The organism is Streptomyces sp. NPDC001443, assembly GCF_053597355.1.
The window spans coordinates 38,310-62,460 of sequence record NZ_JBSFIA010000040.1 but is presented as its reverse complement, the minus strand read 5'-3'; the positions used below and the strand labels follow the sequence as shown (position 1 = coordinate 62,460).

General features: G+C 67.6%; 22 protein-coding genes and 2 pseudogenes. 17 read left to right on the top strand and 7 right to left on the bottom strand.

What is annotated here, in order from left to right:
- Positions 1-134: 134 nt before the first annotated feature.
- Positions 135-848: pseudogene (locus ACWC24_RS32865) on the top strand (NADP-dependent oxidoreductase); the annotation flags it as partial.
- Between the two features lie 44 nt (positions 849-892).
- Here the strand turns inward: ACWC24_RS32865 and ACWC24_RS32860 are convergent.
- A complete protein-coding gene (locus ACWC24_RS32860) occupies positions 893-1,660 on the bottom strand; it encodes an SDR family oxidoreductase (protein ID WP_450666547.1) in 768 nt (255 codons plus the stop codon).
- Between the two features lie 189 nt (positions 1,661-1,849).
- Here ACWC24_RS32860 and ACWC24_RS32855 point away from each other — a divergent pair, with 189 nt between their 5' ends.
- The gene (locus tag ACWC24_RS32855; protein ID WP_450666546.1) at positions 1,850-2,722 is read left to right on the top strand and encodes a helix-turn-helix transcriptional regulator; all 873 of its coding nucleotides are present in this window, start codon (positions 1,850-1,852) and stop codon (positions 2,720-2,722) included.
- A gap of 232 nt (positions 2,723-2,954) precedes the next feature.
- Here the strand turns inward: ACWC24_RS32855 and ACWC24_RS32850 are convergent, their stop codons facing one another.
- Entirely contained in the window at positions 2,955-3,359 is a 405-nt protein-coding gene (locus tag ACWC24_RS32850) for a winged helix-turn-helix transcriptional regulator (protein ID WP_450666545.1), read from the bottom strand.
- Positions 3,360-3,503: 144 nt separating this feature from the next.
- Between ACWC24_RS32850 and ACWC24_RS32845 the strand changes: the two genes are divergently transcribed.
- Positions 3,504-4,373: an SDR family oxidoreductase gene (locus tag ACWC24_RS32845; RefSeq protein ID WP_450666544.1), complete on the top strand. Its 870-nt coding sequence runs from the start codon at positions 3,504-3,506 to the stop codon at positions 4,371-4,373.
- Between the two features lie 763 nt (positions 4,374-5,136).
- Here the strand turns inward: ACWC24_RS32845 and ACWC24_RS32840 are convergent.
- Both ACWC24_RS32840 and ACWC24_RS32835 read right to left on the bottom strand, forming a co-directional pair.
- Positions 5,137-5,295 (bottom strand): hypothetical protein, encoded by a 159-nt coding sequence (locus tag ACWC24_RS32840; protein WP_450666543.1) that lies wholly within the window; start codon positions 5,293-5,295, stop codon positions 5,137-5,139.
- Positions 5,296-5,434: 139 nt separating this feature from the next.
- A pseudogene (locus ACWC24_RS32835) lies at positions 5,435-5,608 on the bottom strand (NF041680 family putative transposase); the annotation flags it as partial.
- 193 nt (positions 5,609-5,801) lie between these two features.
- Between ACWC24_RS32835 and ACWC24_RS32830 the strand changes: the two are divergent.
- Positions 5,802-7,229: a transposase gene (locus ACWC24_RS32830; RefSeq protein WP_450666542.1), complete on the top strand. Its 1,428-nt coding sequence runs from the start codon at positions 5,802-5,804 to the stop codon at positions 7,227-7,229.
- A 227-nt stretch (positions 7,230-7,456) separates the two neighbouring features.
- On the opposite strand, the gene ACWC24_RS32825 is transcribed toward ACWC24_RS32830, so the two are convergent.
- Positions 7,457-7,981 (bottom strand): winged helix-turn-helix transcriptional regulator, encoded by a 525-nt coding sequence (locus tag ACWC24_RS32825; RefSeq protein ID WP_450666541.1) that lies wholly within the window; start codon positions 7,979-7,981, stop codon positions 7,457-7,459.
- Positions 7,982-8,082: 101 nt separating this feature from the next.
- Between ACWC24_RS32825 and ACWC24_RS32820 the strand changes: the two genes are divergently transcribed.
- From ACWC24_RS32820 to ACWC24_RS32760, 13 genes are all read left to right on the top strand, one after another.
- The gene (locus ACWC24_RS32820) at positions 8,083-8,883 is read left to right on the top strand and encodes a crotonase/enoyl-CoA hydratase family protein (RefSeq protein WP_450666540.1); all 801 of its coding nucleotides are present in this window, start codon (positions 8,083-8,085) and stop codon (positions 8,881-8,883) included.
- Between the two features lie 33 nt (positions 8,884-8,916).
- On the top strand, positions 8,917-10,146 hold the full coding sequence (locus ACWC24_RS32815) for an acyl-CoA dehydrogenase family protein (RefSeq protein ID WP_450666539.1): 1,230 nt from the start codon (positions 8,917-8,919) through the stop codon (positions 10,144-10,146).
- Positions 10,147-10,241: 95 nt separating this feature from the next.
- On the top strand, positions 10,242-10,511 hold the full coding sequence (locus ACWC24_RS32810) for an SDR family NAD(P)-dependent oxidoreductase (RefSeq protein ID WP_450666538.1): 270 nt from the start codon (positions 10,242-10,244) through the stop codon (positions 10,509-10,511).
- Positions 10,512-10,676: 165 nt separating this feature from the next.
- On the top strand, positions 10,677-11,414 hold the full coding sequence (locus ACWC24_RS32805; protein WP_450666537.1) for an ISL3 family transposase: 738 nt from the start codon (positions 10,677-10,679) through the stop codon (positions 11,412-11,414).
- Between the two features lie 129 nt (positions 11,415-11,543).
- On the top strand, positions 11,544-12,188 hold the full coding sequence (locus ACWC24_RS32800) for a hypothetical protein (protein ID WP_450666536.1): 645 nt from the start codon (positions 11,544-11,546) through the stop codon (positions 12,186-12,188).
- On the top strand, positions 12,140-12,310 hold the full coding sequence (locus tag ACWC24_RS32795; protein WP_450666578.1) for a transposase: 171 nt from the start codon (positions 12,140-12,142) through the stop codon (positions 12,308-12,310). Before ACWC24_RS32800 ends, ACWC24_RS32795 begins: the two co-directional genes overlap by 49 nt.
- Positions 12,311-13,003: 693 nt before the next feature.
- Positions 13,004-14,239 carry an ABC transporter substrate-binding protein gene (locus ACWC24_RS32790; protein WP_450666535.1) on the top strand — a complete coding sequence of 412 codons (1,236 nt, stop codon included), beginning with the start codon at positions 13,004-13,006 and terminating at the stop codon, positions 14,237-14,239.
- A 64-nt stretch (positions 14,240-14,303) separates the two neighbouring features.
- Positions 14,304-15,215 carry a carbohydrate ABC transporter permease gene (locus tag ACWC24_RS32785; RefSeq protein ID WP_450666534.1) on the top strand — a complete coding sequence of 304 codons (912 nt, stop codon included), beginning with the start codon at positions 14,304-14,306 and terminating at the stop codon, positions 15,213-15,215.
- Positions 15,212-16,111: a carbohydrate ABC transporter permease gene (locus tag ACWC24_RS32780; RefSeq protein ID WP_450666533.1), complete on the top strand. Its 900-nt coding sequence runs from the start codon at positions 15,212-15,214 to the stop codon at positions 16,109-16,111. The genes ACWC24_RS32785 and ACWC24_RS32780 overlap by 4 nt, the downstream gene beginning before the upstream one ends.
- Positions 16,108-18,141, top strand: a complete 2,034-nt coding sequence (locus tag ACWC24_RS32775) for a beta-galactosidase (protein WP_450666532.1) — start codon at positions 16,108-16,110, stop codon at positions 18,139-18,141. Before ACWC24_RS32780 ends, ACWC24_RS32775 begins: the two co-directional genes overlap by 4 nt.
- 39 nt (positions 18,142-18,180) lie before the next feature.
- Positions 18,181-20,352, top strand: a complete 2,172-nt coding sequence (locus tag ACWC24_RS32770; protein WP_450666531.1) for an alpha-galactosidase — start codon at positions 18,181-18,183, stop codon at positions 20,350-20,352.
- A 195-nt stretch (positions 20,353-20,547) separates the two neighbouring features.
- Complete coding sequence (locus ACWC24_RS32765) at positions 20,548-21,522, top strand: LacI family DNA-binding transcriptional regulator (RefSeq protein WP_450666530.1); 975 nt, start codon at positions 20,548-20,550, stop codon at positions 21,520-21,522.
- 320 nt (positions 21,523-21,842) lie between these two features.
- Positions 21,843-22,190, top strand: coding sequence for a hypothetical protein (locus ACWC24_RS32760; protein WP_450666529.1), 348 nt, complete (start codon positions 21,843-21,845; stop codon positions 22,188-22,190).
- A 274-nt stretch (positions 22,191-22,464) separates the two neighbouring features.
- Here the strand turns inward: ACWC24_RS32760 and ACWC24_RS32755 are convergent, their stop codons facing one another.
- Both ACWC24_RS32755 and ACWC24_RS32750 read right to left on the bottom strand, forming a co-directional pair.
- Entirely contained in the window at positions 22,465-23,175 is a 711-nt protein-coding gene (locus ACWC24_RS32755) for a GAP family protein (RefSeq protein WP_450666528.1), read from the bottom strand.
- Between the two features lie 153 nt (positions 23,176-23,328).
- Positions 23,329-24,045: a transposase family protein gene (locus ACWC24_RS32750; RefSeq protein ID WP_450666527.1), complete on the bottom strand. Its 717-nt coding sequence runs from the start codon at positions 24,043-24,045 to the stop codon at positions 23,329-23,331.
- Positions 24,046-24,151: the final 106 nt, after the last annotated feature.

The window sequence follows — 24,151 nt, the reverse complement described above, 5'->3', positions numbered from 1 at the left end:
ACGAACATCCGTGCGGCGCCGCAGAGAACTCCTGCGCCATCAGCCGGTCGATCTGCTCCCCGCACCCGCGGGGATGGTCCCAACGATGTGCCGTACGACCGGACGAAGAACTACTGCTCCCCGCATCCGCAAGGCTCGCGCCCGGCGACGAGGTGTACGGCATGCCGTGGTTCCCGCGCGCCGCCGGCGGCTACGCCGAGTACGTGACCGCCCCGGCCCGCCAGTGGGTCCGCAAACCGGCCACCCTGGACCACGTGCACGCGGCCGCCGTGCCGCTGGCGGCGCTGACCGCGTGGCAGGCCTTGGTCGACACCGCCCATGTGCAGGCCGGCCAGCGCGTCCTGATCACGGCCGCCGCAGGCGGGGTGGGCCACTTCGCCGTCCAGTTCGCCCGCCACCTGGGCGCCCACGTGATCACCACCGCCAGCGCCGCACGCCACCCGTGGCTCAAGGAGCTCGGCGCCGACGAGACCATCGACTACACCACCACCCGCTTCGAGGACGCCACCAGGGACATCGACGTCGTCCTCGACCTGGTGGGCGACGCCCATGACCGGACCGGCACCCGCTCGCTGAAGGTCCTGCGCCCGGCCGGTCTGCTGGTGGCCGTCCCGGCCGGTGTCTCCCCGGAACTGGCCGCGGCCGCCGAGGCGGCCGGGGTACGGGTCACTCCTTTCCTGGTCGAGCCGGACGGCGCGGCGCTCACCACGATCGCGGGCCTGATCGACGCCGGCGAGGTCGCCGTCGAGGTGGCAGAGACCTTCCCGCTGGAGCAGGCCGGCAAGGCCCACGCCCGCGGAGAGGCCGGCCGCACCCGCGGCAAACTCGTCCTCACCGTCGCCGACTGACCACCCCGGCCTCACCCCTGCGGTGACCGGTGCGATCCCGCTGTTCAGCGCTGTCCCTGCCGGTTCGGGAGCATCGAGAGGGCCCGCGAGCGCTGGGCCACCAGTTCGTCGTAGGTGCCGTCGCGCTCGGCCCAGCGATGCACCCGGACGCGATCGACGAGGATCTCGCGCGGAGTGGGCTCGGCCCCCAGCAGGTCCATCACCTCGGCGGCGAAGTCGTCGAGCGGCAGCGCGTGCGGGTTCACCTTTTCCTGTCCTGCCGTGGCGACGGCTGGGGGGACAAGCTCGACGACGCCGACACCGGTGCCGTCGAGCTGCGCGCGCAGTGCCTCGGCGTAGGCATGCACCGCGGCCTTGGAGGCGGCGTAGCTGGGCATGGGCGGGAAGGGCAGGAAGGCGATGCCGGAGGTGACGGTGATGAAGGTGCCGGCGCCCCGCCGAACCAGGTGCGGGGTGAAGGCGTCGATGACCCGGATGGTGCCGAGCAGGTTGGTGTCGATCGTCGTTGCTGCCGCCTCGAAGTGCGCGGGGTCGCGCAGGTCCTCCAGAAGCATGACGCCCGACATCGTCACCACGGTGTCCAGCTCGGGATACCGGGCGAGCACGGCGTCACGGGCAGATGCCACGGAGGCACTGTCGGTGACGTCGATGCTGATCGTGCCGAAACCTTCCTCGGCGAGTTCCGAGAGTGCCTTCGGGCTGCGGCCGGCAACGGCCACGGTGCTGCCCGCCGCGGCGAAACGGCGGGCCAGCTCTCGCCCGATGCCCGAGGTCCCGCCGACGACGAGAACGGTGCGGTTGGAGAGATCCACGAGATCTTCCCTTCAATCCAGGGCGCCGACGGAGTTCAAGCCCGCGGCGCAGACAGTGATGTTCCCTGTCTCTTTCGAAACGGTGTCATCGCAGTCTTGACGGCGTTCGCCGGATGTGGCAGGGCCTCCGTCTTCCCTGGTCCTGCCAGGGCCCCCTCTGAGACACGCGCACCGCCTTACGGTGTCGGTATGAAGGATGAAGAACCCGGCAACCGGCTCGGCAGCTATCTACGTGCCCGGCGTGAGCTGGTCTCCCCGGAGCAGGCGGGACTCCCGCCCGGCGGCAACCGCCGCGTGCCGGGCCTGCGCCGTGAGGAAGTCGCCCTGCTCGCCGGGATCAGTCCCGACTACTACCTGCGCCTGGAACGGGGCCGTGACAAGAACCCCTCACCGCAGGTCCTCGAATCACTCGCGCGCGTCCTGCGGCTCGACGACGTCGAACGGACGTATCTGCTTGGCCTCGCGGCGGCACGTCCTAGGGCGCCACGCCGCAAGCGGCCCGAGCACGTACCGGCGCGGGTGCACGAGCTGCTCGCCCACCTTCAGATCCCCGCGTTCGTCGAAGGGCGCGCGTTCGACGTCCTGGCCTCCAACCCCATGGCCGTCGCACTCTCCCCCCGCCTGCGGCCCGGCCAGAACCGGCTGCGTTCCCTCCTCCTCGACCCCGAGGAACAGGCATTCCACCAGGACTGGACGAAGGCCACCGCGGATTTCGTCGCCGCCCTTCGCGCCACCATCGGGGACGACACCGACAACCCCCGGTTTGTCGAACTCGTCGGGGAACTCGCACTGTCCAGCCAGCGGTTCCGCACCCTGTGGGCCCGCCACGACGTCCGCAGTCTCGACGGAGGCACGACCACGGTCCACCACCCCGTCGTCGGTGAACTACGCCTCCACCGCGACAAACTCCCCATCGACGACGTCATCCTCGTCGTCTACTACCCCGACAAGGACAGCGACAGCGACGAGAAACTGCGGCTCCTCGCCGCACTCTCACTCACCGGGTCCGCCGGCACAGCACACGGCAGTCCGGCGGACGACCCGCTCCCGAAGACACCCTGACGAACGGCCACCGTCCCGGCGCCGCAACCGAAACGCCCACGCCCTTCCGCACCGGTAGCCGCACCGTCGGACGATCTGCGAGTTCACCGGCACCGGCCCAGCCGCCTCACGACAGGTGCCATCCAGCAGTGCGGCCCGCGCCGCCGGGCGCTCATCCGCCCCGGCGGGCAGGCACGGGCGCTGACCGAGGTGGCACGGGTGGTCGCCGAAGTCGACGATGATCAGTCGCTGCCTACCGGGTGCGCTCGGTGCGGTCGTCGTACTCCCCGCGGGCGGTGATGACTTCCTCGATGTGCCGCACCGACCACTCCGTGAGCGCTTTCAGTGGTTCCCGCAGCGTCTGGCCGAGGTCAGTCAGTTCATACTCCACGTGCGGCGGCACCTCCGGGTAGACGGTCCGGCTGACCAGCCCGTCGCGTTCGAGGGTGCGCAGCGTCTGGGTGAGCATCTTCTCGCTCACGCCCGCCAGCGCCTGCCGGAGCCGGCTGAACCGGGAGACCCCGTTCCGGCCGAGCTCGCCCAGCACGAGGACCGCCCACTTGCTGCCGATCTGGTCGAGCAGGTCCCTTGACGGGCAGCCGCGCTCGTACGGATCAAATGACGGCATGGGTCCGGTCACGTTCTCGACAGCCGCCATACGTCTCACCTCAACACTTTCGCCTAGGTAAGTACCCTACCAAAAAGTGGCTACTTCCCAATAGAGAGTGCGCAGGCCACCCTGAATTCCATCCCGCCGTGGACGAACCGCGACAGTCGCGCCAGGTACGTGCGGAAGGAAGGAATGACCATCATGTCGATCGTCGTCACCGGAGCCACCGGCCAGCTGGGCAGGCTCACCGTCGAGGCGCTGCTGCGGCGTGGGATCCCGGCCGCGGACATCATCGCGACCGGCCGGGACATCGCCGGGATCAAGGACCTGGCCGACAGGGGTGTCACGGTACGCCGCGCCGACTTCGCGGACACCGACAGCCTGGCCGAGGCCTTCGCGGGGGCGAACAGACTGCTGCTGATCTCGGCCTCGGTCCCCGTGCACGAACGGGTCGCCAACCACCGCCGCGTGATAGACGCCGCGGTGGCCGCGGGCGTGTCGCTGGTGGCGTACACGAGCACGACGCACGCGGACACGGCCACCACCATCATCGGCGCCACGCACGGCGAGACCGAGGAGTACCTGCGGGACCGCGAGATCCCCCGCGTGCTGCTGCGCAACGGCTGGTACCTGGAGAACTACACCAGCCAACTGCCGCAGATCCTGCAGAACGGCGCCGTCGTCGGCGCCGCGGGCGAGGGGCGGATCAGCGCCGCGTCCCGCTCCGACTACGCCGAGGCCGCGGCGGTCGTCCTCACCACCGAAGGCCACACCGGCGCCGTGTACGAGCTCGGCGGCGACGAATCCTTCACGCTGGCCGAGCTCGCCGCCGCGATCTCCGCCGCGACCGGGGAACAGGTTGGCTGTGCCGACCTCCCGGTGACCGAGTTCGCCCAGGCACTGACCGCCGCAGGCCTGCCCGCCGAGCTGGCGGAGGTCCTCGCTGACGCCGACCTCGGCATGAGCCGCGGAGAGATGTACACCGATTCCGGCGACTTGCGCCGCCTGATCGGCCGCCGGCCCGTGACCCTGGACGAGGCACTCGCGGCCGCGTCGCATTAGCCCAGGGCCAGGGACTTTGCGAGGTGGCGGAAGTGCTGCCGCAGCGCGGCGCCCTCATCGAGCTCCCGGTAGTACGCCACCGTCTCTGCCCTGATGTGCTCCAGGTCAACCACGGGACCATCGTGCCGGCGAACGCACACGGTTGCCCCGTTCTGACATCCACGAGTGACATCAACGGCGCCGGACGCCAGCACCCCGAGACGGTCTGGCACGGCCACCGTGGCCCGGGGACCTCCCGGCAGTGTCGAGTGGCGATCGAACTCCTCAAGCGGTGCTCACGCAGGTCCTCCCCGACGCACGAGCGCCCTCCCGGGCCGTCCTGGGGCCGTGGAAGGGCGCTCGATGGTGACCGACGTCGACAGGTGCCGACAGTTCAGCAGCAGGTCGCAGCGTTGATCGATTAGGCAGCCGCAGGTCGCGGCCGCCGGTGATCAGTTGTGGCTGAACTGAGCAGGGACAGCGTGCACGCCCGCGCCAGTTCGTGACCTTCACACGCGGGCAGGGGGCGGCTCGCCAGGTAGTCGGCCCAATTCTCTCCGGCCAAGGCCGCGAAGCGTTCCGCGGTTCTCGGCTGGATGCCGATCGGGTCAGAGATCAGCACCGGTGGCAGGCCGGCGAGTGCTTGCACCATGGCGGTGTTCCGGGCTGCGCGGGCGGGCTGAAGCGCTTGAACTTGTCGGCCAGTCCCGCGGGGTTGCGAGGGCGCCCGGGGACGCGGCCCGTCAAGAGATACGTAGTCGCTTCGCTGCTGTGCCGGGGCCCGTCATTTGAGGTGGTCGTCGATGAGGCGGGCGAGCTTTGGCGGCAGGACGACGGGGCGGCGGTTGATCGTCAGGTAGGTGTGGTCCGCGTCGTGGTGGAGTTGGTCGGCGGTGAACTCGACGATGCGGGCCAGGGAGAGGGGACGCGCTTTGCGGCGCATCGTACGGAGGGATAGTCCGCAGCGCAGGCGTTGGCCGGGCAAGCACCAAGCCCGCATCAGTCACTGCAACTCCTGCGGCCGCAACCTCAGGCGTCTGCCCGGTGATCAGTACAACTGCGCTGTACTACTAGCTTGATCTTTAACCTGTGCGGCGTGGTCGTGGGGTGGTTGACTTCTTCGTTTGCTGTTTCGCGGGTTGTGTCTTGCGGGGTGTGTGCACGTCGTGGCGGGGTGTGGGCCTGGTGTTCTTTCTGCCTGGGGGGCGTCCGGGGCCGGGGCGGGAGGGTTTTGGTGCTTGGGCCGGGCAGGTGGGAGGCTGTCGCATGACCTCACCCGGCCGGGAGTCAAGAGCGATTTGGTGTTCGGTTCCGGCCGTCACAGGGGCGCCGGAGTCTGGGGTGGTGGGGTGGAACTTTCTGGCGTGCGACCGCGAACGTGCTCTTGAGATGCCGAGGAGTGCCCGGGATTGGCTGCCTCCGGGGCACTTGTGCTGGAGGGTTCTGGACGTGGTCGACGAGCTGGATCTGTCGGCCTTCGAGAACAGCTATCGGGCCGACGGGCAGGGCGGCGCTGCCTTCCCACCCAAGGTCCTGGTCGCGCTGCTCTTCTACTGCTGCAGCAAGGGCATACGCTCCTCGCGCGGCATCGAGCAAGCCTGCTGGGACGATCTCGGTTGTCGGATCATCACCGCGAACCGCAGGGTGGACCACTCCACCATTGCGCGGTTTGTCCGGCGTCACCGCGAGGCGTTGACGCAGCTGTTCGTGCAGGTGTTGGCCCTGTGCGGCCGTCGCGGGCTGGTGGACCTGTCTGCGGTGGCGGTGGACGGCTCGCCGATGGACGCCAACGCCTCCCGGGACTCCAATAAGCAACTGCACCGCCTCGAAGCGATCATCACCCGGTGCGAGAACGAGATCGACGCGCTCATGGACAACGCCAACGGGTACGCCCGACGCGCCGAAGCCGGCGACCGCGCCTCAGGCGATGACGAGGCGCGTGACGGCTGGCCCCGCCTGTCGCGCCTGTGCGATCTGCTTGCCCGGGCCCACACGGCCCGGAACAGGCTCTACCAGCGGGCCCTGCCGTTCGCCACCGAGATAAAGATCAAGGTCGAGGCCGCCGAACGCATCGTGGCCCGGGCGCAACGGAGGCTGGCCGCGGAGACCGCGGCCCACCAGGAGAAACTGAGGAACTACCAAGCCCGGACCGAGGCCGACCGGGCGGCAGGCCATCGCGCCGCCAACGGCAGACCACCCGTGGCCCTGGAGCACAAGACGGTCCTGATCCGGCAGCGAGCCCGACTGGCGAAGGCGATCGCTCATCTCAAACGGGCCCGCAGTCCCGAGCCGATGCCCTCCCCGACCGCCGTCGCAAGCCTGAGCGATCCGGACTCGCGGCTGCAACTGGGCAAACGCGGCGGCTACCTGCAGGGATACAACCTGCAGATCGTGTGCGCACGCCGCCAGGTCTTGCTCGCCATCGACCTGCACGACAACCCGTCGGACCGCACTGCACTGATCCCGATGGTGAGGAAGACCCAGGAAAACCAGACCTCGGCGGGGCTGCCGGGTGACATCCTGCTCTGGCTCGCGGACAGCGGATACGCCAGCGCCGCGTCCTTCGAGGAGCTCGCCGACCTGCCCCTGCTGGTCTCGGTCACCAGCGAGGCCGACCAGGCAGGCTTCCCCGTGAAGCGCCAGAGCGCCCCCGCCAGCCAGCAGGTCATGGCCGACCGCCTGGCGACTCCGGCCGGCCGGGCCCAGTACCGTCAGCGCAGCGCTCTCGTCGAGCCGGGCTTCGCCCAGCTCTTCCAACGGTTCGGTCGACACCTCACCTACCGAGGCCATCGAGCCGTTGACGCCGAGATCAAGCTCCTCGGCACCGTCCACAACCTCAGCAAACTCATCACCAGCGCCACACGATCCCGCTCTTGACTCCCGGCCGGGTGAGGTCATGCGACAGCCTCGCAAGCTGGGGAAATCTGATCGCTTTCGGGGCTCTCGCGGAACTCTCGCAACCGGTCATCTATGAGAGCCACCGAGTGTGCGCGTCTGACCTCGACTTGCTCGTGCAGGAAGATCATCTTCAGGGGGCGTCCCGGTTCGCGAGCAGCGCTGGTTCGAGGTCGGAGGGGACTGCTCCTGCTTCGGCTGAGCGCGGTTCAGGCGTTGGCGACTTGTTCGGGAGGCTCGTCCATGGCGAAGCGCGCCTGTACGTCAGGGGTGTCAAGGAGCCGGGCAGGGTAGCCAGGGCCGGTCCGCACGGCGACGTCTTGGTGATGAAGCGGTTCACCGCATGCGGAGCAGACGACCTTGGCCTGGGTGTCGTGGCCGCAAGTGGTGTGGTGCGTGACCACGGGGATGCCGTCGTCGGCCAGCCATCGGTCGCCCCAGGCGTTGATCGCGGCGAGTACGCCGAAGAAGTCCCGGCCTTTGTCCGTTGGCAGGTAGTCATGACGGACCGGCTCGCTCTGGTAGGGGCGGCGCTGCAACAGGCCTGCGTCCTCCAGGCGTCGGAGCCGGTCGGTGAGGGTGTTGCGCGCGATGCCGAGCGAGTCGATGAAGTTGTCGAAGCGTGACTCGCCGTAGAAGACCTCGCGCAGGATCAGCAGCGTCCAGCCATCGCCCAGGAGGTCCACGGTGCGGGCGATCGAGCAGGGCCAGCTGTCGAATGAGGTCCGTCTCATATCGATGAGCATATCAGTTTCATTATGAGATTCACTTGTTCTCGAGGGGCCGGCCCACTAGCGTCCAGCGAGTCTCATCATGCAACTCACTGGGAGTGACGATGATCTCCACACCTGAGAGCACACCTGCAGTCACCGTCGGACGGGACGGCCACTTGCTGCTCATGGGCCTGAACCGGCCCGCCAAGCGCAACGCCTTCACCAAGCAGATGCTCAGCGAGCTGTCGGCCGCCTACGGTCTGCTGGAATCCGACGACGACCTGTGGTGCGGGGTTCTGTTCGCCCACGGCGACCACTTCACCGGCGGCCTGGACATGCTCGACGTGGGCGCCGAACTGGCGTCGGGCAAGTTCGACGCCCCCGAGGGCGGGCGCGACCCCTGGCGTCTGGACGGACCGTGGTCGAAGCCCGTCGTCGCGGCCGCGCACGGCTGGGTGATGACGCTCGGCATCGAACTGCTCCTGGCCGCAGACATCCGCGTGGCCGCCCAGGACACACGCTTCGCCCAGTACGAGATCCGCCGCGGCATCTACCCCTTCGGCGGAGCCACCTTCCGCTTCCCCCAGCAGGCCGGATGGGGCAACGCCATGCGCTGGATCCTGACCGGCGAGGAGTTCGACGCCGCGGAAGCCCACCGCATCGGGCTGGTGCAGGAACTGGCCACCGACGGGCCCGCCGCCGTCGCGCGCGCCACCGAAATCGCCACCCTCATCGCCGAGAAGTCCGCCCCCCTTGGGGTGCGCACCGTCTTCGCCTCCGCCCACCTGGCCCATGAACACGGCGAGAGCGCCGCGATCGAGCGGCTGCGCCCGGACGTCGCACGACTGTTCTCGACCGCCGACGGCGCCGAGGGAATCCAGTCGTTCATCGAGCGCCGTGACGCCGTCTTCACCGGCCGCTGACCAGCCGCCCCCACCCCTGTCAGGAGACCCATCGTGACCAGCACAAAGACGCCGCCCTCCCTGTTCGACCTGCCGCCCGAGATCGCCGAAGCCCGCCAGTGGGCACACGGCTTCGCCGAGAAATACGTACGCCCCGTCGCCGCCGAGTACGACGAGCGCGAGGAGATGCCCTGGGCGGTCATCGAGGAAGCCGCCAAGGTCGGCCTGTACACCCCCGAGTTCGCACTGCAGATGATCGCCGACCCCACCGGGCTCTTGCAGCCCGTGGTCGCCGAGGAGATCTTCTGGGGCGACGGCGGCATGGGCCAGGCCCTGCTGGGCACCTTCCTGCCCGCCGCGGCCCTGTTCGGCGCCGCCACCAAGGAGCAGATCGACACCTGGCTGCCCGCCTTCTTCGGCACCCCCGGCGACCTTGCCGTCGCCGCCCTGTGCGCCAGCGAGCCGAACGCCGGCAGTGACGCCGCCGCCATCCGCACCCACGCCCGCTACGACGAAGCCACCAAGGAATGGGTGATCAACGGCACCAAGACCTGGGCCACGAACGGCGGCATCGCACGCATCCACGTCGTCAACGCCGTCACCGATCCCGCCCTGGGCGCCCGCGGCCACGCTCTGTTCCTCATCCCGCCCGACACCCGAGGTCTGAGCCAGGGCCAGAAGTTCTCCAAGCACGGCCTGCGCGCCTCCCACACCGCCGAGGTCGTCCTCGACGACGTCCGCATCCCCGCCGGCCTGGTCCTCGGGGGCAAAAACGCGCTCGACCGGCGTCTGGCCACAGCCCGCGAAGGCACCCGTGTCCGCGTCCCCGCGGCCATGGCCACCTTCGAGCTGACCCGGCCCGGCATCGGCGCGATGGCCGTCGGGGTGGCCCGCGCCGCCTACGAGTACGCCCTGGAATACGCCGGCATCCGCGAGCAGTTCGGCCGCCCGATCATCGACAACCAGGCCATCGCCTTCACCCTGGCCGACATGGCCACGGAGATCGACGCCGCGCGCCTCCTGGTCTGGCGCGCCAGCCACATGATGATGCGCGGCAAGCCCTTCACGCGCGCCGAGGGCAGTATGGCCAAGCTCAAGGCCAGCGAGGTTGCCGTCCGCACCACAGAACGTGCTGTGCAGATCCTCGGCGGCAACGGCTACACCCGCGACTACCCCGTCGAGCGCTGGGCCCGCGACGCCAAGATCTTCACCATCTACGAAGGCACCAGCGAGATCCAGCGCCTGGCCATCAGCCGCGCCCTGTCAGGTCGCCGCATCCGGTAGACATCGGCTCCACGACCTGATTCGCGCGAAAACGCCCCTGCCGAGCAGCACGCCCGCCCGGCGCCGGGCAGGGACACCGCGTTCTTGCACGTCCAGTGCTCCACCACCTCACAGGAGCATCACATGACTACCCAGACGCCTGTCCTGACGGGCAAGTCGCCGTCGTTACCGGAGGCGGCCGCAGCATCGGCAAGATGATCACCCGAGGACTCCTCGAAGCCGGCGCCAAGGTCTACATCTCCAGTCGCAAGGACGCCGACCTGGAATCGGCCGTCGAAGAGCTGAGTCCCCTCGGCGAGGTACACACTGTGCCGGCCAGCCTCGGCACCGCCCACGGTGTCGAGGCTGGCCGGCTACCTCGGTGAACGCGAGAGCCGTGTGCACGCGCTGTTCAACAACGCCGACGCCAATGGGGGGACCCTTGGAAAAGTTCCCCGGCTCCGCCTGGGACAAGGTGCTCTCCGTTGGCATTAACGGTCTGATCTGGGGTCTGGTCCAAGTTCTGGGCTCTGTCGCTGATTTGGGGGTGGGTGACGATCAAGAGCAGGCGGGCATCACCTGTACGTGGGGATGCGGTTCGCCTCGCTGACCTCCTTCTTCAGGGGGCCGGGGTCGAGGCAGAAGAGGTTGTTCTTGGGGACGCCGAGGTCCGTCCTGCCGTGCGGTCCACGGTGGGGTCGGCCGCCTGTCCGGGATGTGGATGGAGATCCTCGCGAGTGCACTGCTACTACCAGCGGTGTCTGGCGGACCGTCCCGTTGCCGGCCGGCAGGTACGACTGGACCTGCGGGCACGCCGTCTCGTGTGCGGCAACAACAGTTGCGGACGTCGAACCTTCGCCGAGCAGATCCCGGACCTGACGCGTCGACACGCACGCCGCACGAACGCCCTCACCGCCCAGCTCACCGACATCGCCCTGTTCCTGGGCGGACGTGCCGGCGCCAGTCTGTGCGCACGCCTGGCCGTCACCACCGGCAAGGACACCCTGCTCCGCCTCCTTCGCGCACTGCCCCTCCCGCAGCCGGAGCCTGTCCCATGCCTGGGTGTCGACGAGTTCGCCGTGCGCCGCGGCCATACCTACGCAACGGTCCTCGTCGACATGGACACCAACCGCCCTGCCGACGTCCTCACGGACCGAACCGCGCAAACCTTTGCCGCCTGGCTGCGCGAACACCCCGAGGTGAGGGTAGTCTGCCGCGACCGCGCAGGCTCCTTCCGCGATGGCGCCCACGCCGGTGCACCGCAGACCCGGCAAGTTGCCGATGCCTGACACCTGCTGCACAACCTCGCCGAGGCCGTCGAGCGCATAGTCGGACGACACCGCGCCGACCTGCGAGAACCCCTCACCGTCCAGGTCGGCCAGGACGACGTCCGTCCCACCACCCTGGGCGAACCCGACGTGCACGGACGGCAGCGGCCGCTGGTCGCCCGCACCCGCGAACGCCACCAGCAGATCCACGAACGCATCGAACGCGGCGACAGCCCGCGCGCCATCGCCCGTGAACCACGCCTCAGCCGCGGCACCCTCCTGCGCTTCGCACGGGCCGCCGATGTCGAGCAGCTCCTCCTCGCGGCCACCCACCGCCCAAGCATGATCGACGACTACCGGTTCTATCTGCATCACCGCTGGATGGAGGGCTGCACCAACGCCGCAGCACTCACCCGGGAGATCCAGCAGCTGGGCTACCGCGGCGGCATCAACACCGTCCGCCGCCACCTGCGGCCCTACCGCACCGGGGCAATCCCGCCGGATGCTCCGCTGCCTCATCTGACCGTCCGCCGGGTCACCAACTGGATCATGCGCCGGCCCGAACACCTCACCGACACCGAACGCAAGTGCCTCGGCGAACTGTGCGAACGCAGCCCCGCGCTGGCCACAACTACCGAATACGCCCGGCGACTGGCCTCGCTGGTGCGCGAACGCCGCAGCCAGCACCCGGCCCTCGACGCCTGGCTCGCCGACATCCGCCTCGAGGACGATGAGAACTCCGCACCCTGGCCGCCGGCGTACGCCGCGACCGCGCAGCAGTACTCGCGGCTCTGACCACCACCTTCACCTCAGGAGCAGTCGAGGGCAACGCCACCAGAATCAAACTGCTGAAGCGACAGATGTACGGCCGGCCCAACTTCGACCTCCTGCGACGCCGCATCCTCCTGTCACCTTGATCAACCGGCTGACACCCCCAAATCAGCGACAGAGCCCGGAAAGTGATCCAGAACCTCATTTCAACCGTCGCCGACAGCAGACGGTCGAGCGTTTGGCGGAGTGGCGAAAGCATCGATTATCAGGTGTGCCCTGAGGGCGCCCCACCTGGTCGAATGGTCTGCGGATCGTGTCGTCCTGCGGCCTCCTCGGCCTTGCTCCGCAGGCTGCGGCTGAGCATTCACGTTGCCGACTGGCTTGTGGTGCGTGGTCGGCAGCGGTGGGTGTGAGGGCGAGGAGCCTGCTTTCGGGACTGGGACCCCGTCCTCATGTGCGCCCCACGAACTCTCCCCGGTGCGCTCGCCTACCGTAGCGTAATCGATTCCGCATGACGAGAGTGCTTGTGAGGTTCGTTCGCGTGCCCTTTAAAGTCGCAGGTCAAAGGATATTTGTAACTTATAGTAATGTTTCGAAATCATTACGGAGGCGTGTGAGGTCCTACAAAGTTTCCCCGAGGCGTTGACTTCTGTTGGTTCTTGTTGTCTCGTTTGCCCACCGCTCATCGGGGCGGACCTCGGGTGCAAGGAGCAACCATGGCGATGAGTTTTCCTGCGACACTGGCTAGACGCTGCGTGATCGGCGGAACGGTCCTGGCTCTTACGGCGCTTGCTGCTTGCGGGGGCGGTGGCGGAGACGAAGCGGGGGGCGGTTCCGACGTGTCCTGCAAGCCCTCATCGGGCAAGGTCACCCTCGACTACTGGTCCTGGGTTCCCGGCATGCAGAAGGCCGTCGACCTGTGGAACCAGGAGAACCCGGACGTTCAGGTCAGGCTGAAGACGACCCCCTCCGGCAACGCCGGTACGTACCAGAACCTCTCCAACGCTCTGAAGGCCGGAAAGGCCCCGGACCTCGGCCAGATCGAGTACGACTCCCTGGCCAGCTTCCGGCTCAAAGAGGGACTGCGAGACATATCTGCCTGCCCGGAGGTCAGCAAGGCAGGGGACAAGTTCGTTGGTTGGACCTGGTCGCAGGTCGAGTTCGGAGCCGACGGCAAGGACGGTGTGTGGGCGGTGCCCCAGGACACCGGTCCCATGGCCCTGTTCTACCGCAAGGACATCTACGACAAGCTCGGCCTCAAAGCGCCGACCACGTGGGACGAGTACGCCGAGCAGGCGCGGGTCATCAAGAAGGCGGGCAAGTACATCACCCACTTCTCCCAGACGGACCCCAACTGGTTCACGGGCCTGCTGTGGCAGAACAAGGCCACCATGTTCGAGCGGAACAAGGACGCGTGGAAGGTCACGGTAGACCGGCCCGAGAGCCGACAGGTGGCCGACTACTGGCAGAAGCTGATCGACGACAAGCTCGTCGCCACCAACCTGCAGGGCTTCTCGCCGGCGCTGTACAAGGCGTGGAACTCCGGCGAGGTGGTGACCTGGATCAGTGCTGCCTGGGGCTACAGCACCATCCGTGACAACGCGAAGTCGACGAGCGGCAAATGGGCGGTTGCCCCGATGCCGCAGTGGGGCAAGGGCCAGCAGCAGGCGGGCAACTGGGGCGGCTCCACGACCGCGGTGATGGGCAAAACCAAGCACCCCGCCGAGGCCGCCAAGTTCGCCCTGTGGCTCAATTCCGATCCGAAGGCGCTCGAAATCCTCAACCGCGAAGGCGGGCTCTACCCGGCCGCCAAGGTCGGCCTTGAGCTCCCGGCGCTGCAGCAGCCGGTCGACTTCTACGGCAAGCAAAAGATCTTCGACGTCTTCGCCCAGGCTTCCGGGAACGTCGACACGAACTTCACCTGGGGGCCGACCATGACCGACACCTACCGCTTCCTCAGCGACGGGACCGCCGACGTCTTCGCGGGCAAGAGCACTCTAAGCGGCGTGCTGAAGGAGACCGGGAAGCAGAGTGCCGACTCCCTGCGCAAGCAGTCACTCGATGTGACCGAGTAATCGGTTCCCTTCTGTCATCCCTGCCGCCTCGTGCGGCAGGGAACAGCACCGCAAAGGCTGACCCGTGAAACCCACCACAGCACCGGCCGTGCCGCGCCACCGCCCGCGCCGCACGCTCGCCCCCTACGCGTTCTTGGCACCATTCCTCATCCCGTTCGTCCTGTTCTCCCTCGTGCCGGTCGGCTACGCCTTCTGGCAGAGCCTGCACAAGACACAACGCACGGGTGGCACGTTCGGCCGGACCCACTCCGTCTTCGCTGGATTCGACCAATACGTGCAGGTCGTTCAGGAGCCCTACTTCGCTGAGAGTTTGCTGCGCGTCGCCGGATTCGCCCTCGTGCAGATACCGGTCATGCTCCTGCTGTCTCTCGTCCTCGCCCTGCTGCTGGATTCGGCGGTGGCACGCGCCAAACGGTTCTTCCGGCTGGTTTACTTCGTGCCCTACGGCATCCCCGGCGTCGTGGCCGCCCTGATGTGGGCGTTTCTTTACGACCCGCGTCTGTCGCCCCTCGTCGACGTCTTGAATTCGATAGGCATACACGCCGACCTGCTCGGCCCCGGTGTGATTCTCTGGTCCATCGGCAATGTCGTGACCTGGACCTACACCGGCTACAACATGCTCATCCTCTATGCCGCCCTGCAGGCCGTCCCGGCCGACATCGGGGAGGCGGCCCGGATGGACGGTGCCGACGGCTGGGCCATCGCCCTGCGCATCAAGATACCCATCATCCGTCCCGCCCTCATTCTGACCGGGGTGTTCTCCATCATCGGCACCTTCCAACTCTTCACCGAGCCGCAGGTCTTCCGCTCCATATCGACGAGCGTGACGAGCGCCTACACCCCTAACCTCGCCGCCTACTCACTGGCTTCGGGCGACAACTACAGCGAGGCGGCAGCCCTGTCGGTCCTCCTTGCCGTTGTCACCTTCGCGCTGTCGTTCGCATTCCTGCGCTTCACCTCCAGGAGGCAGGGATGAGCCTCCTCACTCGCACCCAGGGTGCCCACGCCAGCGCCTCTGCAGGCGCGCGACGGCAACGCCCCGCCGCGTCGACCGTGTCCGCGACGATCTTCATGATCGCGGTCGCCGGCTACATGCTGCTGCCGGTCTACTGGCTGCTCATCTCATCGACCAAAAACCAGAGCGACCTCGTCAACACCTCCGGCTTCCTCCCGGCGGCTTGGCACCTCGGCGACAACTTGTCCGCCCTCTTCGGGCAACAGGACGGCGTGTTCGCCCGCTGGCTGCTCAACAGCCTGCTGTACGCGGGCGCTGGCGCGGGCGTCGCCACACTGCTTGCCGCGGCCGCAGGCTACGCGCTGGCCAAGTACACCTTCCGCGGACGGGAAGCCGTCTTCTCCGCCATCCTCGGCGGTGTCCTCGTACCGGCAACCGCACTGGCTCTGCCCCTGTTCCTGCTCTTCGCCAAGGCCGACGCCACCAACACGTTCTGGTCCGTGTTCCTTCCCAGCATCGTCAGCCCGTTCGGCGTATACCTCTCCCGCATCTTCGCCGCCGAATCCGTACCGGACGAAGTGATGGAGGCCGCCCGCCTGGACGGCGCCAGCGAGTTCCGCATCTTCCGCACCGTCGCCCTGCGCCTGATGGCCCCCGCCCTGGTGACCATCTTCCTGTTCCAGTTCGTCGTCATCTGGAACAACTTCTTGCTTCCTCTGGTGATGCTCCAGGACGAGCGCCTCTACCCGGTCACCCTCGGCCTGTTCACCTGGCAGTCCCAGACCAGCCGCCTGCCCGTACTGCAGACCCTCACCATCGTCGGCGCACTCATCTCCGTCGTGCCGATCGTGCTCACTTTCCTCCTCCTGCAGCGCTACTGGCGCGCCGGACTTGCCGCTGGAGCCGTGAAATCGTGACCCAGTCCCTGAACGATGTCACCCGCAGGCTGGGCGGGATCGCCTACGGAGGTGATTACAACCCGGAACAATGGCCCAAAGAGGTATGGCACGAAGACGTCCGACTCATGCGCGAAGCCGGAGTCAACCTTGTCACCGTCGGGGTGTTCTCCTGGTCCCGCATCCAGCCACGACCGGGCGCCTACGACTGGAGCCTGCACGACGAAGTACTGGACCTCCTGCACGACAACGGCATCGCGGTCGACCTCGCCACCCCCACCGCCGCCCCACCCCCCTGGTTCACCCGCAAGCACCCTGACGCCCGCCCGGTCACGGCCTCCGGCACCCGACTGGCCCACGGCAGCCGGCAGGTCTTCTGCCCCAGCAGCCCCGCCTACGCCGAAGCAGCCGACGCCCTCGTCGGAGAACTCGCGTCCCGCTACGCCGATCACCCCGCCCTGGCGATGTGGCACGTCCACAATGAATGGGGCAACCACAACGCCCTGTGCTACTGCGACAACAGCGCGGACGCCTTCCGTTGCTGGCTGCAGGACCGCTACAAGAGCCTCGATGTGCTCAACGACAGCTGGGGAACGGATTTCTGGAGCCAGCGCTACGGCGACTGGGAGGAGATCGACCCACCGCGGGAGACCACCGCGTTCCGCAACCCGGGACAAGAACTCGACTACCTGCGTTTCTCCTCGGACGCGCTACTGCACCGGCACCTCGCGGAAACGGCCGTGCTCCGCCGCATCGCACCAGACATTCCGATCACCACCAACGTCATGGGCACGCTCGAGAAGAAGGTCGACGGTTACGCCTTCGCGGCGGAATGCGACCTGGTGTCGGTCGACCACTACTTGCCGGCGGCCGACCCGCACGGACACGTCGACCTGGCCCTGAACGCCGACCTGGCACGCGGCATGGCCGCCGGCCGGCCCTGGCTCCTCATGGAGCACTCGACCTCCGCCGTCAACTGGCAGCCGGTCAACGTGGCCAAACAACCCGGAGAAACCCGACGCAACACCCTGACCCACCTGGCCCGGGGCGCTGACGGACTGATGTTCTTCCAATGGCGCCAGTCTCGTGCCGGAGCTGAGAAGTGGCACTCCGCGATGCTCCCGCATGCCGGAACCGAGGGACGCATCTGGAAGGAAATAAACGCCCTCGGAGCGGAACTCGCCCACCTGAGCGAAGTGACGGGCACGCGCGTACATGGTGATGTGGCCGTACTCTTCGACTGGCACAGTTGGTGGGCACTGGAACTGCAGGCCCGTCCTTCCGATCAGTTCCGCTACCTCGATGTCGTCCGCGACTGGTACGAGGCGCTATGGAGCATGAACATCACCTGCGACGTGCTGCCTCCCAGCGCCGATCTGGCGCCGTATCGCGCCGTCATCGTTCCTAACCTCTACCTGCTGTCCGACGACGACACCGACAACATCACCCAATACGTGCAACAAGGAGGTCATCTCGCCGTCGGCTGTTTCAGCGGAGTCGTCGACAACTGCGATCGCGTACGCCTGGGAGGCCACCCCGGCGCCTTGCGTGAACTCCTCGGACTCATGGTGGACGAATTCCTGCCCCTGCGCTCATCCGATCGGGCCCGGCTCGAGGACGGCACGTACGCCCGTCAATGGGTGGAACGCATCGAGCCACGCGGCTGCACGACGGTACGGCGCTTCGCCGACACCACCGATGGCGGCCCGGCCCGAGGTGGCCCCGCTGTCACCCGCCACTCATTCGGCCGCGGCACAGCGTGGTACGCAGGAGGCCGTCTGTCCGCCCAGTCGCTGCAAGATGTGGTCCGCGAGGTATGCGAGCAGGCACACGTTCTTCCAGTCGTCGTCGCGCCGCCCGGGCTGGAGGCGGTACGCCGTGCCGGCCATCGGCACTCCTACCTCTTTCTGATCAACCACACACAGGAGACGGTCAGCGTGGCGGTGACAGGAGTGGGGCTTGCGGGCGCGGAAGTGGTCGACAGTCATGCCGTGGTACCGCCCGGGGGAGTGGTCGTCGTACGTGAGGACCCCACCGCCGCCTCAGCCTGACCTCGCCCTCACACCTGCCAGAAACGGTCACCTCACACCATGCACGCCACTGCAACATTTTCCTCCGACGTCGCAGCCAACCCAGTGGAGATCGACGAGTCCACCGGCACGGTGCTCCTCAACACTGCCCACAGCGCTTATGCGTTCAGAGTGGACCGCACCGCAGGAACGGTGCGACACGTCCACTGGGGGCTCCCGATTCCTCTCGCCGATGCCGTCTCGCTGCCCCTGTGGAGCGAGCACGACAACAGTTTCGCCGGTCTCTTGGACGGCACAGAGGAGTACCCGGTCGATGGCGGCGCCCGATTCGCCGTACCCGCTTTCGAAGTGCGCTTCGCCGACGGGAGCAGCCCGGTCGAGGCCGTAGTACAAAATCCAGTGCTGCTTCAGGACAACCATGTCGTCATCCCTGTAGAGGACTGCTCCCGAACGCTGGCCTGGTACCTGCACTACCGTGTGCCTGCCGGCGGTGATGTCGTGCAGCGATGGGTGGAGTTCTTCCACACCGGCGCCGAGGACGACGGCGACATACTGCTCGTCCGCGGCGCCTCAGCTCACTGGCCCGTCCCGCAGCGGCCCCACTGGCGGCTGAGCGCCGTCCACGGCAGCTGGTCGGCCGAGAGCCGCCTGCATCGATCACCCCTGCCGGTCGGTGAGACCACGTTGGGCAGCAGACGAGGCCACACAGGACACCACGCCAACCCCTGGATCGCCGTGGACCCCGGCGACACAGGTGAAGAACACGGCGAGGTCTGGCTCGTCGCACTCGCAACCAGCGGAAGCTGGCGCATCACCGCGCAACGGACCGCCGCCGGCCGCACCGGCATCCTGGCAGGCGAAGGACATGGAGCCTCCGAACTCCTGCTGCGGCCCGGCCAGCAGCACTGCACGCCGGTCAGTCTCGCTCAATACACCACCGGCGGCTTCGGCGCAGCCAGCAGATCCATCCACCACCATCTTCGCGCCCACGTCCTCCCGCACCCCGGAGAACTGCGTCCGGTGCTCTACAACTCATGGGAGGCGACCTCGTTCGAGGTGGACGAGGACAACCAGATCGCTCTCGCCCGACGCGCTGCCGCCCTGGGAGCGGAGCTGTTCGTGCTTGACGACGGCTGGTTTCGAGGACGGGACGACGACCGGTCCGGACTGGGCGACTGGACCCCCCACCCAAGAAAGTTCCCCCGTGGACTGCGCCCGCTCGCAGAGGAGGTACATCGTCTGGGGATGGCGTTCGGCTTGTGGGTGGAGCCGGAGATGGTCAACGCCAACAGCGACCTGTACCGCGCCCACCCTGAATGGCTGCTGCACGTACCGGACCGTGCCTCCACCGAGCTGCGGCACCAGCTTGTGCTCGACTTCTCCCGCCAGGAGGTGACCGACTGGGCCCTGCAATGGCTGCGCCGGTTGGTGCGAGAGAACGGCGTCGACTTCCTCAAGTGGGACTTCAACCGCTCCTTCACCGAGGCGGCCACTCGTACGGGTGGCCTTGACGCACGGAAGGTGCACCTTGAGCATGCCCAAGGCTTGTACAGCCTCCTGGACCGCCTGCGCTCGGAGTTCCCGCAGTTGCGCATCGAGTCGTGCGCAGGCGGTGGCGGCCGGGTTGATCCGGGCATCCTCAGCCGCACCGATCAAGTGTGGGTTTCGGACAACACCGATGCCGTGGACCGCCTGACCATCCAGCACGGCTTCAGCCAGCTCTACCCAGCGAACGTCATGTCGGCATGGGTGACCGACAGCCCCAATCCGCTGACCGGTCGGACGGTACCCATGCGGTTCCGCTTTCACAGTGCCATGGCCGGCGTCCTCGGCATCGGGGGAGACCTCACGCGCTGGACGGATGCCGAACTCGCCGAAGCCGCCGAGCTGATCCGGGTCTACAAGCACATTCGACCTGTTGTCCAGCGGGGACAGCAGTTCCGTCTCCTGGCGCCCGGTGAAGGGCCGCTGACAGCTGTGCAGTATGTCCATGCTGATCGAGCGGCCGTGCTCGTCTGGCGGCCCAGCACACTCTTCGGCCTGGACCAGCTTCCGCTGCGGTTGCGCGGGCTGGAGGCGGACGCCCTGTACCGTGACGAGGAGACAGGACAGCAATGGCACGGAAGAACCCTGATGAGCTTCGGCCTGCCGCTGCCCGAGCTGCCGTCCGGAGACTGCGCGAGTGCTCTGGTATGTCTGCGCAAGACCGACAGCTCTGGCCCCGACGCGTAGTGCTTTGCCGACAGCCGGGGACGAGGCGGCGCCCGCAGGCCGTGCCCCCGCATCATCGGCCGGCAGCGCACCACACGGGATCCACCCCCGGTCAGACCTTCGGATCCAGCGGGAAAGCGCTCTCACCAGCAGGGGAAACGTAAAGTAAAGTATCGGCAGCCGAAGGGAGCGTGTGCTGTGACGGAGCGGGTCACCATGGCCGATGTCGCCCGTGTTGCAGGCGTATCCTCCGCCACCGTCTCCTACGTGCTCTCCGGGAAACGGCCGGTGGCCCCCGAAACCCGGGCCGCCGTGGAAGCCGCCATTGCCGAACTCTCCTTCACGATCAACGCCACCGCCCGCAGCCTGCGCACGGGCCGATCCAGCCTGGTGGCGCTGATCGTGCCCGACATCGCCAACCCCTTTTTCGCTCAGCTCGCCGCGACCCTCGAAGAAGAACTGCGCGGCTTGGGGCTGCACGTCGTGGTCTGCAACACCCGTGCACGCCGGGCGGAGGAGCAGGCGCTGCTCGCAGAAGCCACGCAGCAGCGCTTTGCCGGAGTGGTCATCACTCCTTTCCGGCTCAAGCCGAGCGACTTCGAACCGATTGTGGGCGCCGGCATACCTGTCGTGGTCAGTGCCGACGTTTCCTTCGGTCCCATCGACCTGGTCACTCCCGATGCAGGGAACGCCATCAGGCGTGCGCTGAAGGAAGTAGCCGCAGCCAACCGACGACGCATCGCCATGATCGCGGGCCCGCGAGACGCCACTGGGGGAGACCCTCGCTTGGAGCAACTTTACGCTCTGGCCCTTCAGTTCGGCATGTCACTACCGCGCGAACTCGTTGTCCGAGGAGAACACACCAGGCAAGCAGGAGCAGCCGGATTCGGCGAACTCATGAGCCGTCGTTATCGTCCGGACGCGATTTTCTGCGGCAACGATGTCATCGCGATCGGCGCGATGGACAAGGCCAATGAGCTCGGCATCAACATCCCTGCCGACGTGGCCTTGATCGGCCACGACGACGCATCGTTTGCCTCTCTCGTACGTCCCCAGCTCACCACCATCCGCTATCCGGCGGCCAGCGTCGGCAGAGCTGCCGCCCAACTGCTCATTGAGCGCCTGAACGGACGGCAGGTGCACAAGACGGTGCACATCAAGGCCGAGTTCGTCGCACGTTCTTCGGTCTGACCAGCCTCACAAACTCCAGCTCATACAATTCCGTCCGCGGCCAGATCCCAGTAGCACCTTGGAATCAGGGGTGCCCGCGAGACAAACGGCACCGCTCATCGACTTCAAATATGCAATGGCCATGGAGCTGGACGATCCCGGATTCCATCACAGCGCGCTGGCCGACTTCCGCAATCGTCTCGCCGGGGGCGACCGTGCCGACCGTCTCCTCGACCTCGCACCGGCTCGCCTGAAGGAGGCCGGACTGGTGCGCGAGCCCATCACTCAGCGCACCGATTCCACACCCAGCCCGCACCGGCCCGGACCACAGGAGGAGTCGCGTGAGCACCCCGGAAGAACAGCCCAACCCCGAGGCGGCCCTCGCCCGCGCCCACGTGGCCCGCGCGAAGATGGCCGCCGCGCTCGACGAGGACCAGGAGCCCGAGCCCGATGAGCCCCTGGGATGGCATCCGATCTGGAAGCGGCCCCGGAAGCCGAAGACGAAGGCAGCGAAGAAGCAGGAGCTGAGCAAGCAGCGGCGGCGACTCCAGGACGCTGGACGCCGGCGCCTCGCCGCATCGCAGTCGCACCGGCCCCGCTCCAGGCAGAACCGGATCGGCAACGCGGCCGCGCGCCGCGACGCCCGTGCCCTGTCCCGGGTGCGGCACTCCAATGCCTGGTTGTGGTGACGATGTCAGGCATCGCTCACCGGGTGGAGCGCATGATGTTCTGCATCCAGTGGCGATGCACGACATCGATGGGGGTCCACTGAGCTTCCGCCAACCTGAAGGCACAGGCCAAAGGGCTGACGTGACCGGTTGGCGAGGTGCTCACCCTGGTCGTGGGCGGAAGTTTGAGGAGTGGATCGTCTGTCTGTTCCCGTCAACGCTTCGCGCCCGTGACCGAAGGCTTGGCATTCCAGCAGGCGCTGCGGGCACCACCGACAGTGATCGCGTGGAAGTATCAGCGGCCGAGGCCGGAGAGCCCGTCCCCCAGAACGCTTGCGCCCAGCAGGAGCAGCACGATCACTGTGATCACGGTGCTGTTGGTGACCATGAACTGTCTGACGCCCTCCAGGAACGCCGTGGCGCGTTGTCCTCCGGCGAAGTGGATGCCGACCGCTCCCAGCACGGTGCAGGAGGCGATGAGGACGAAGAGGGCAACTGCCACGGCGAGGCCGATGTCGTGGGCACCAGCCTCGACGATCGAGGTGGCGGCCGACGCGGTCAGGACCAGGTTCTTGGGGTTGGCACCCGACAGCAGCGCCCCGAGGAGCAGTGCCCGTCCGGCCGTGGGGTCCTCGAGCGAGGCCATCCAGCGGGGCGGCTGTGCCTGCTCACCGGCTCGCGGACGCTTGCACCACTTGCGTACTCCCAGCACGATGAGCGCTCCTCCGGCCAGTACCCGTCCCCAGTCCGCGATCGCCGATGATGTGCTGTCGGGGTCGTCGGCCCCGCTGAAGACCACCGCGACGAGTGTCGCCGCGATCGCGAGACCGATGATCCACCCAGCCGCGAACACCAGGCCGCTTCGGCGGCCATGCGCACCGGAAAGGATCAGGACGATGCCGATCAGAGGAAAGGGGCTGAGCGCAACCGCCAACGCAGCCGTCAGCATGGCCCCCATGGCCTGGCTGAGCGCCTGGCCCCCTTCCCAGTCGTGCGCTCGGGGCAACGGGTCAACCTCCGGCACCCACGGTGTGACCTGCATCTTTCGCTGACAGCATCCCGATGCTGCCCTATGCCGGACTCTTGGCGCCTTTGAACTCGCCGACATCACCCGTCTGCGATGTGTGACGCCATCGGGGAAGTCGGACTTCACCATCTGTCAACGATTGACCTCAAGGTTCGTCAGAACGAGCAGGGCGCGCAGGAGGTGGGTGGCGCGGGCCGGATCGGTGCGGAGCTTGGTGAGGATCCGCCAGTTCTTGAGGTGGGCGAAGCCGTGCTCGACCGGTGCTCGGCCGACAGCGAGGAAGCGGTTTGCGGTCTTCTGGCCGACGGTGAGCTTGTGGGTGCGGGTAGCGTGGAAGCCGGCGAGGATCACGGGGTTGAGTACGTCGTTGTCCAGACCCCGGAATCCGAGGTCCGCCAGGGCCCCGAGGCCGGCGTCGCGCAGGTGGGCCAGGATGTGGTCCTGGCGGGCGGCGGCGTGGTCGTGGGCGCGGCCGGGCCGGGCAGTGGACATCCAGATCAGCCGGCCCCGCTCGTCGGTCAGGGCGAGGACGTGCAGGCCGTGATGGTGGTGTTTGCCGGAGTAGTTGCGTCGGTCGGCCTTCCCGGTGCGGCGCTGGGTGGCGATGAGGGTGCCGTCGATCAGGACCACCTCCCCGCCCTGCATGGCGACCTTCTTCAGGGCGCGGTCCAGGCGAGGCGCCTGGGCGGCGAGCAGGGCGATCAGCTCGTCGCGCCAGCGGCGGACGGTGGACTCGGACACGTTGTTGCCGCCGGCCATGTCGGCCAGGCGCTGGTCGTGGCGCGGCACGGCCAGGACGATCACCGCGATCCGTCCGGGCGGCAGGATCCGCCACCTGGACCGGATCACTGTCAGGTGATGTCGGAGCAGATCGGCGAGGTGGTTGACGGTCCGCGTGGACAGCGGCAGGCGGCACTGGCAGACAAGCGGGCGGGTGCCCTCGGCGTGCTTTTGG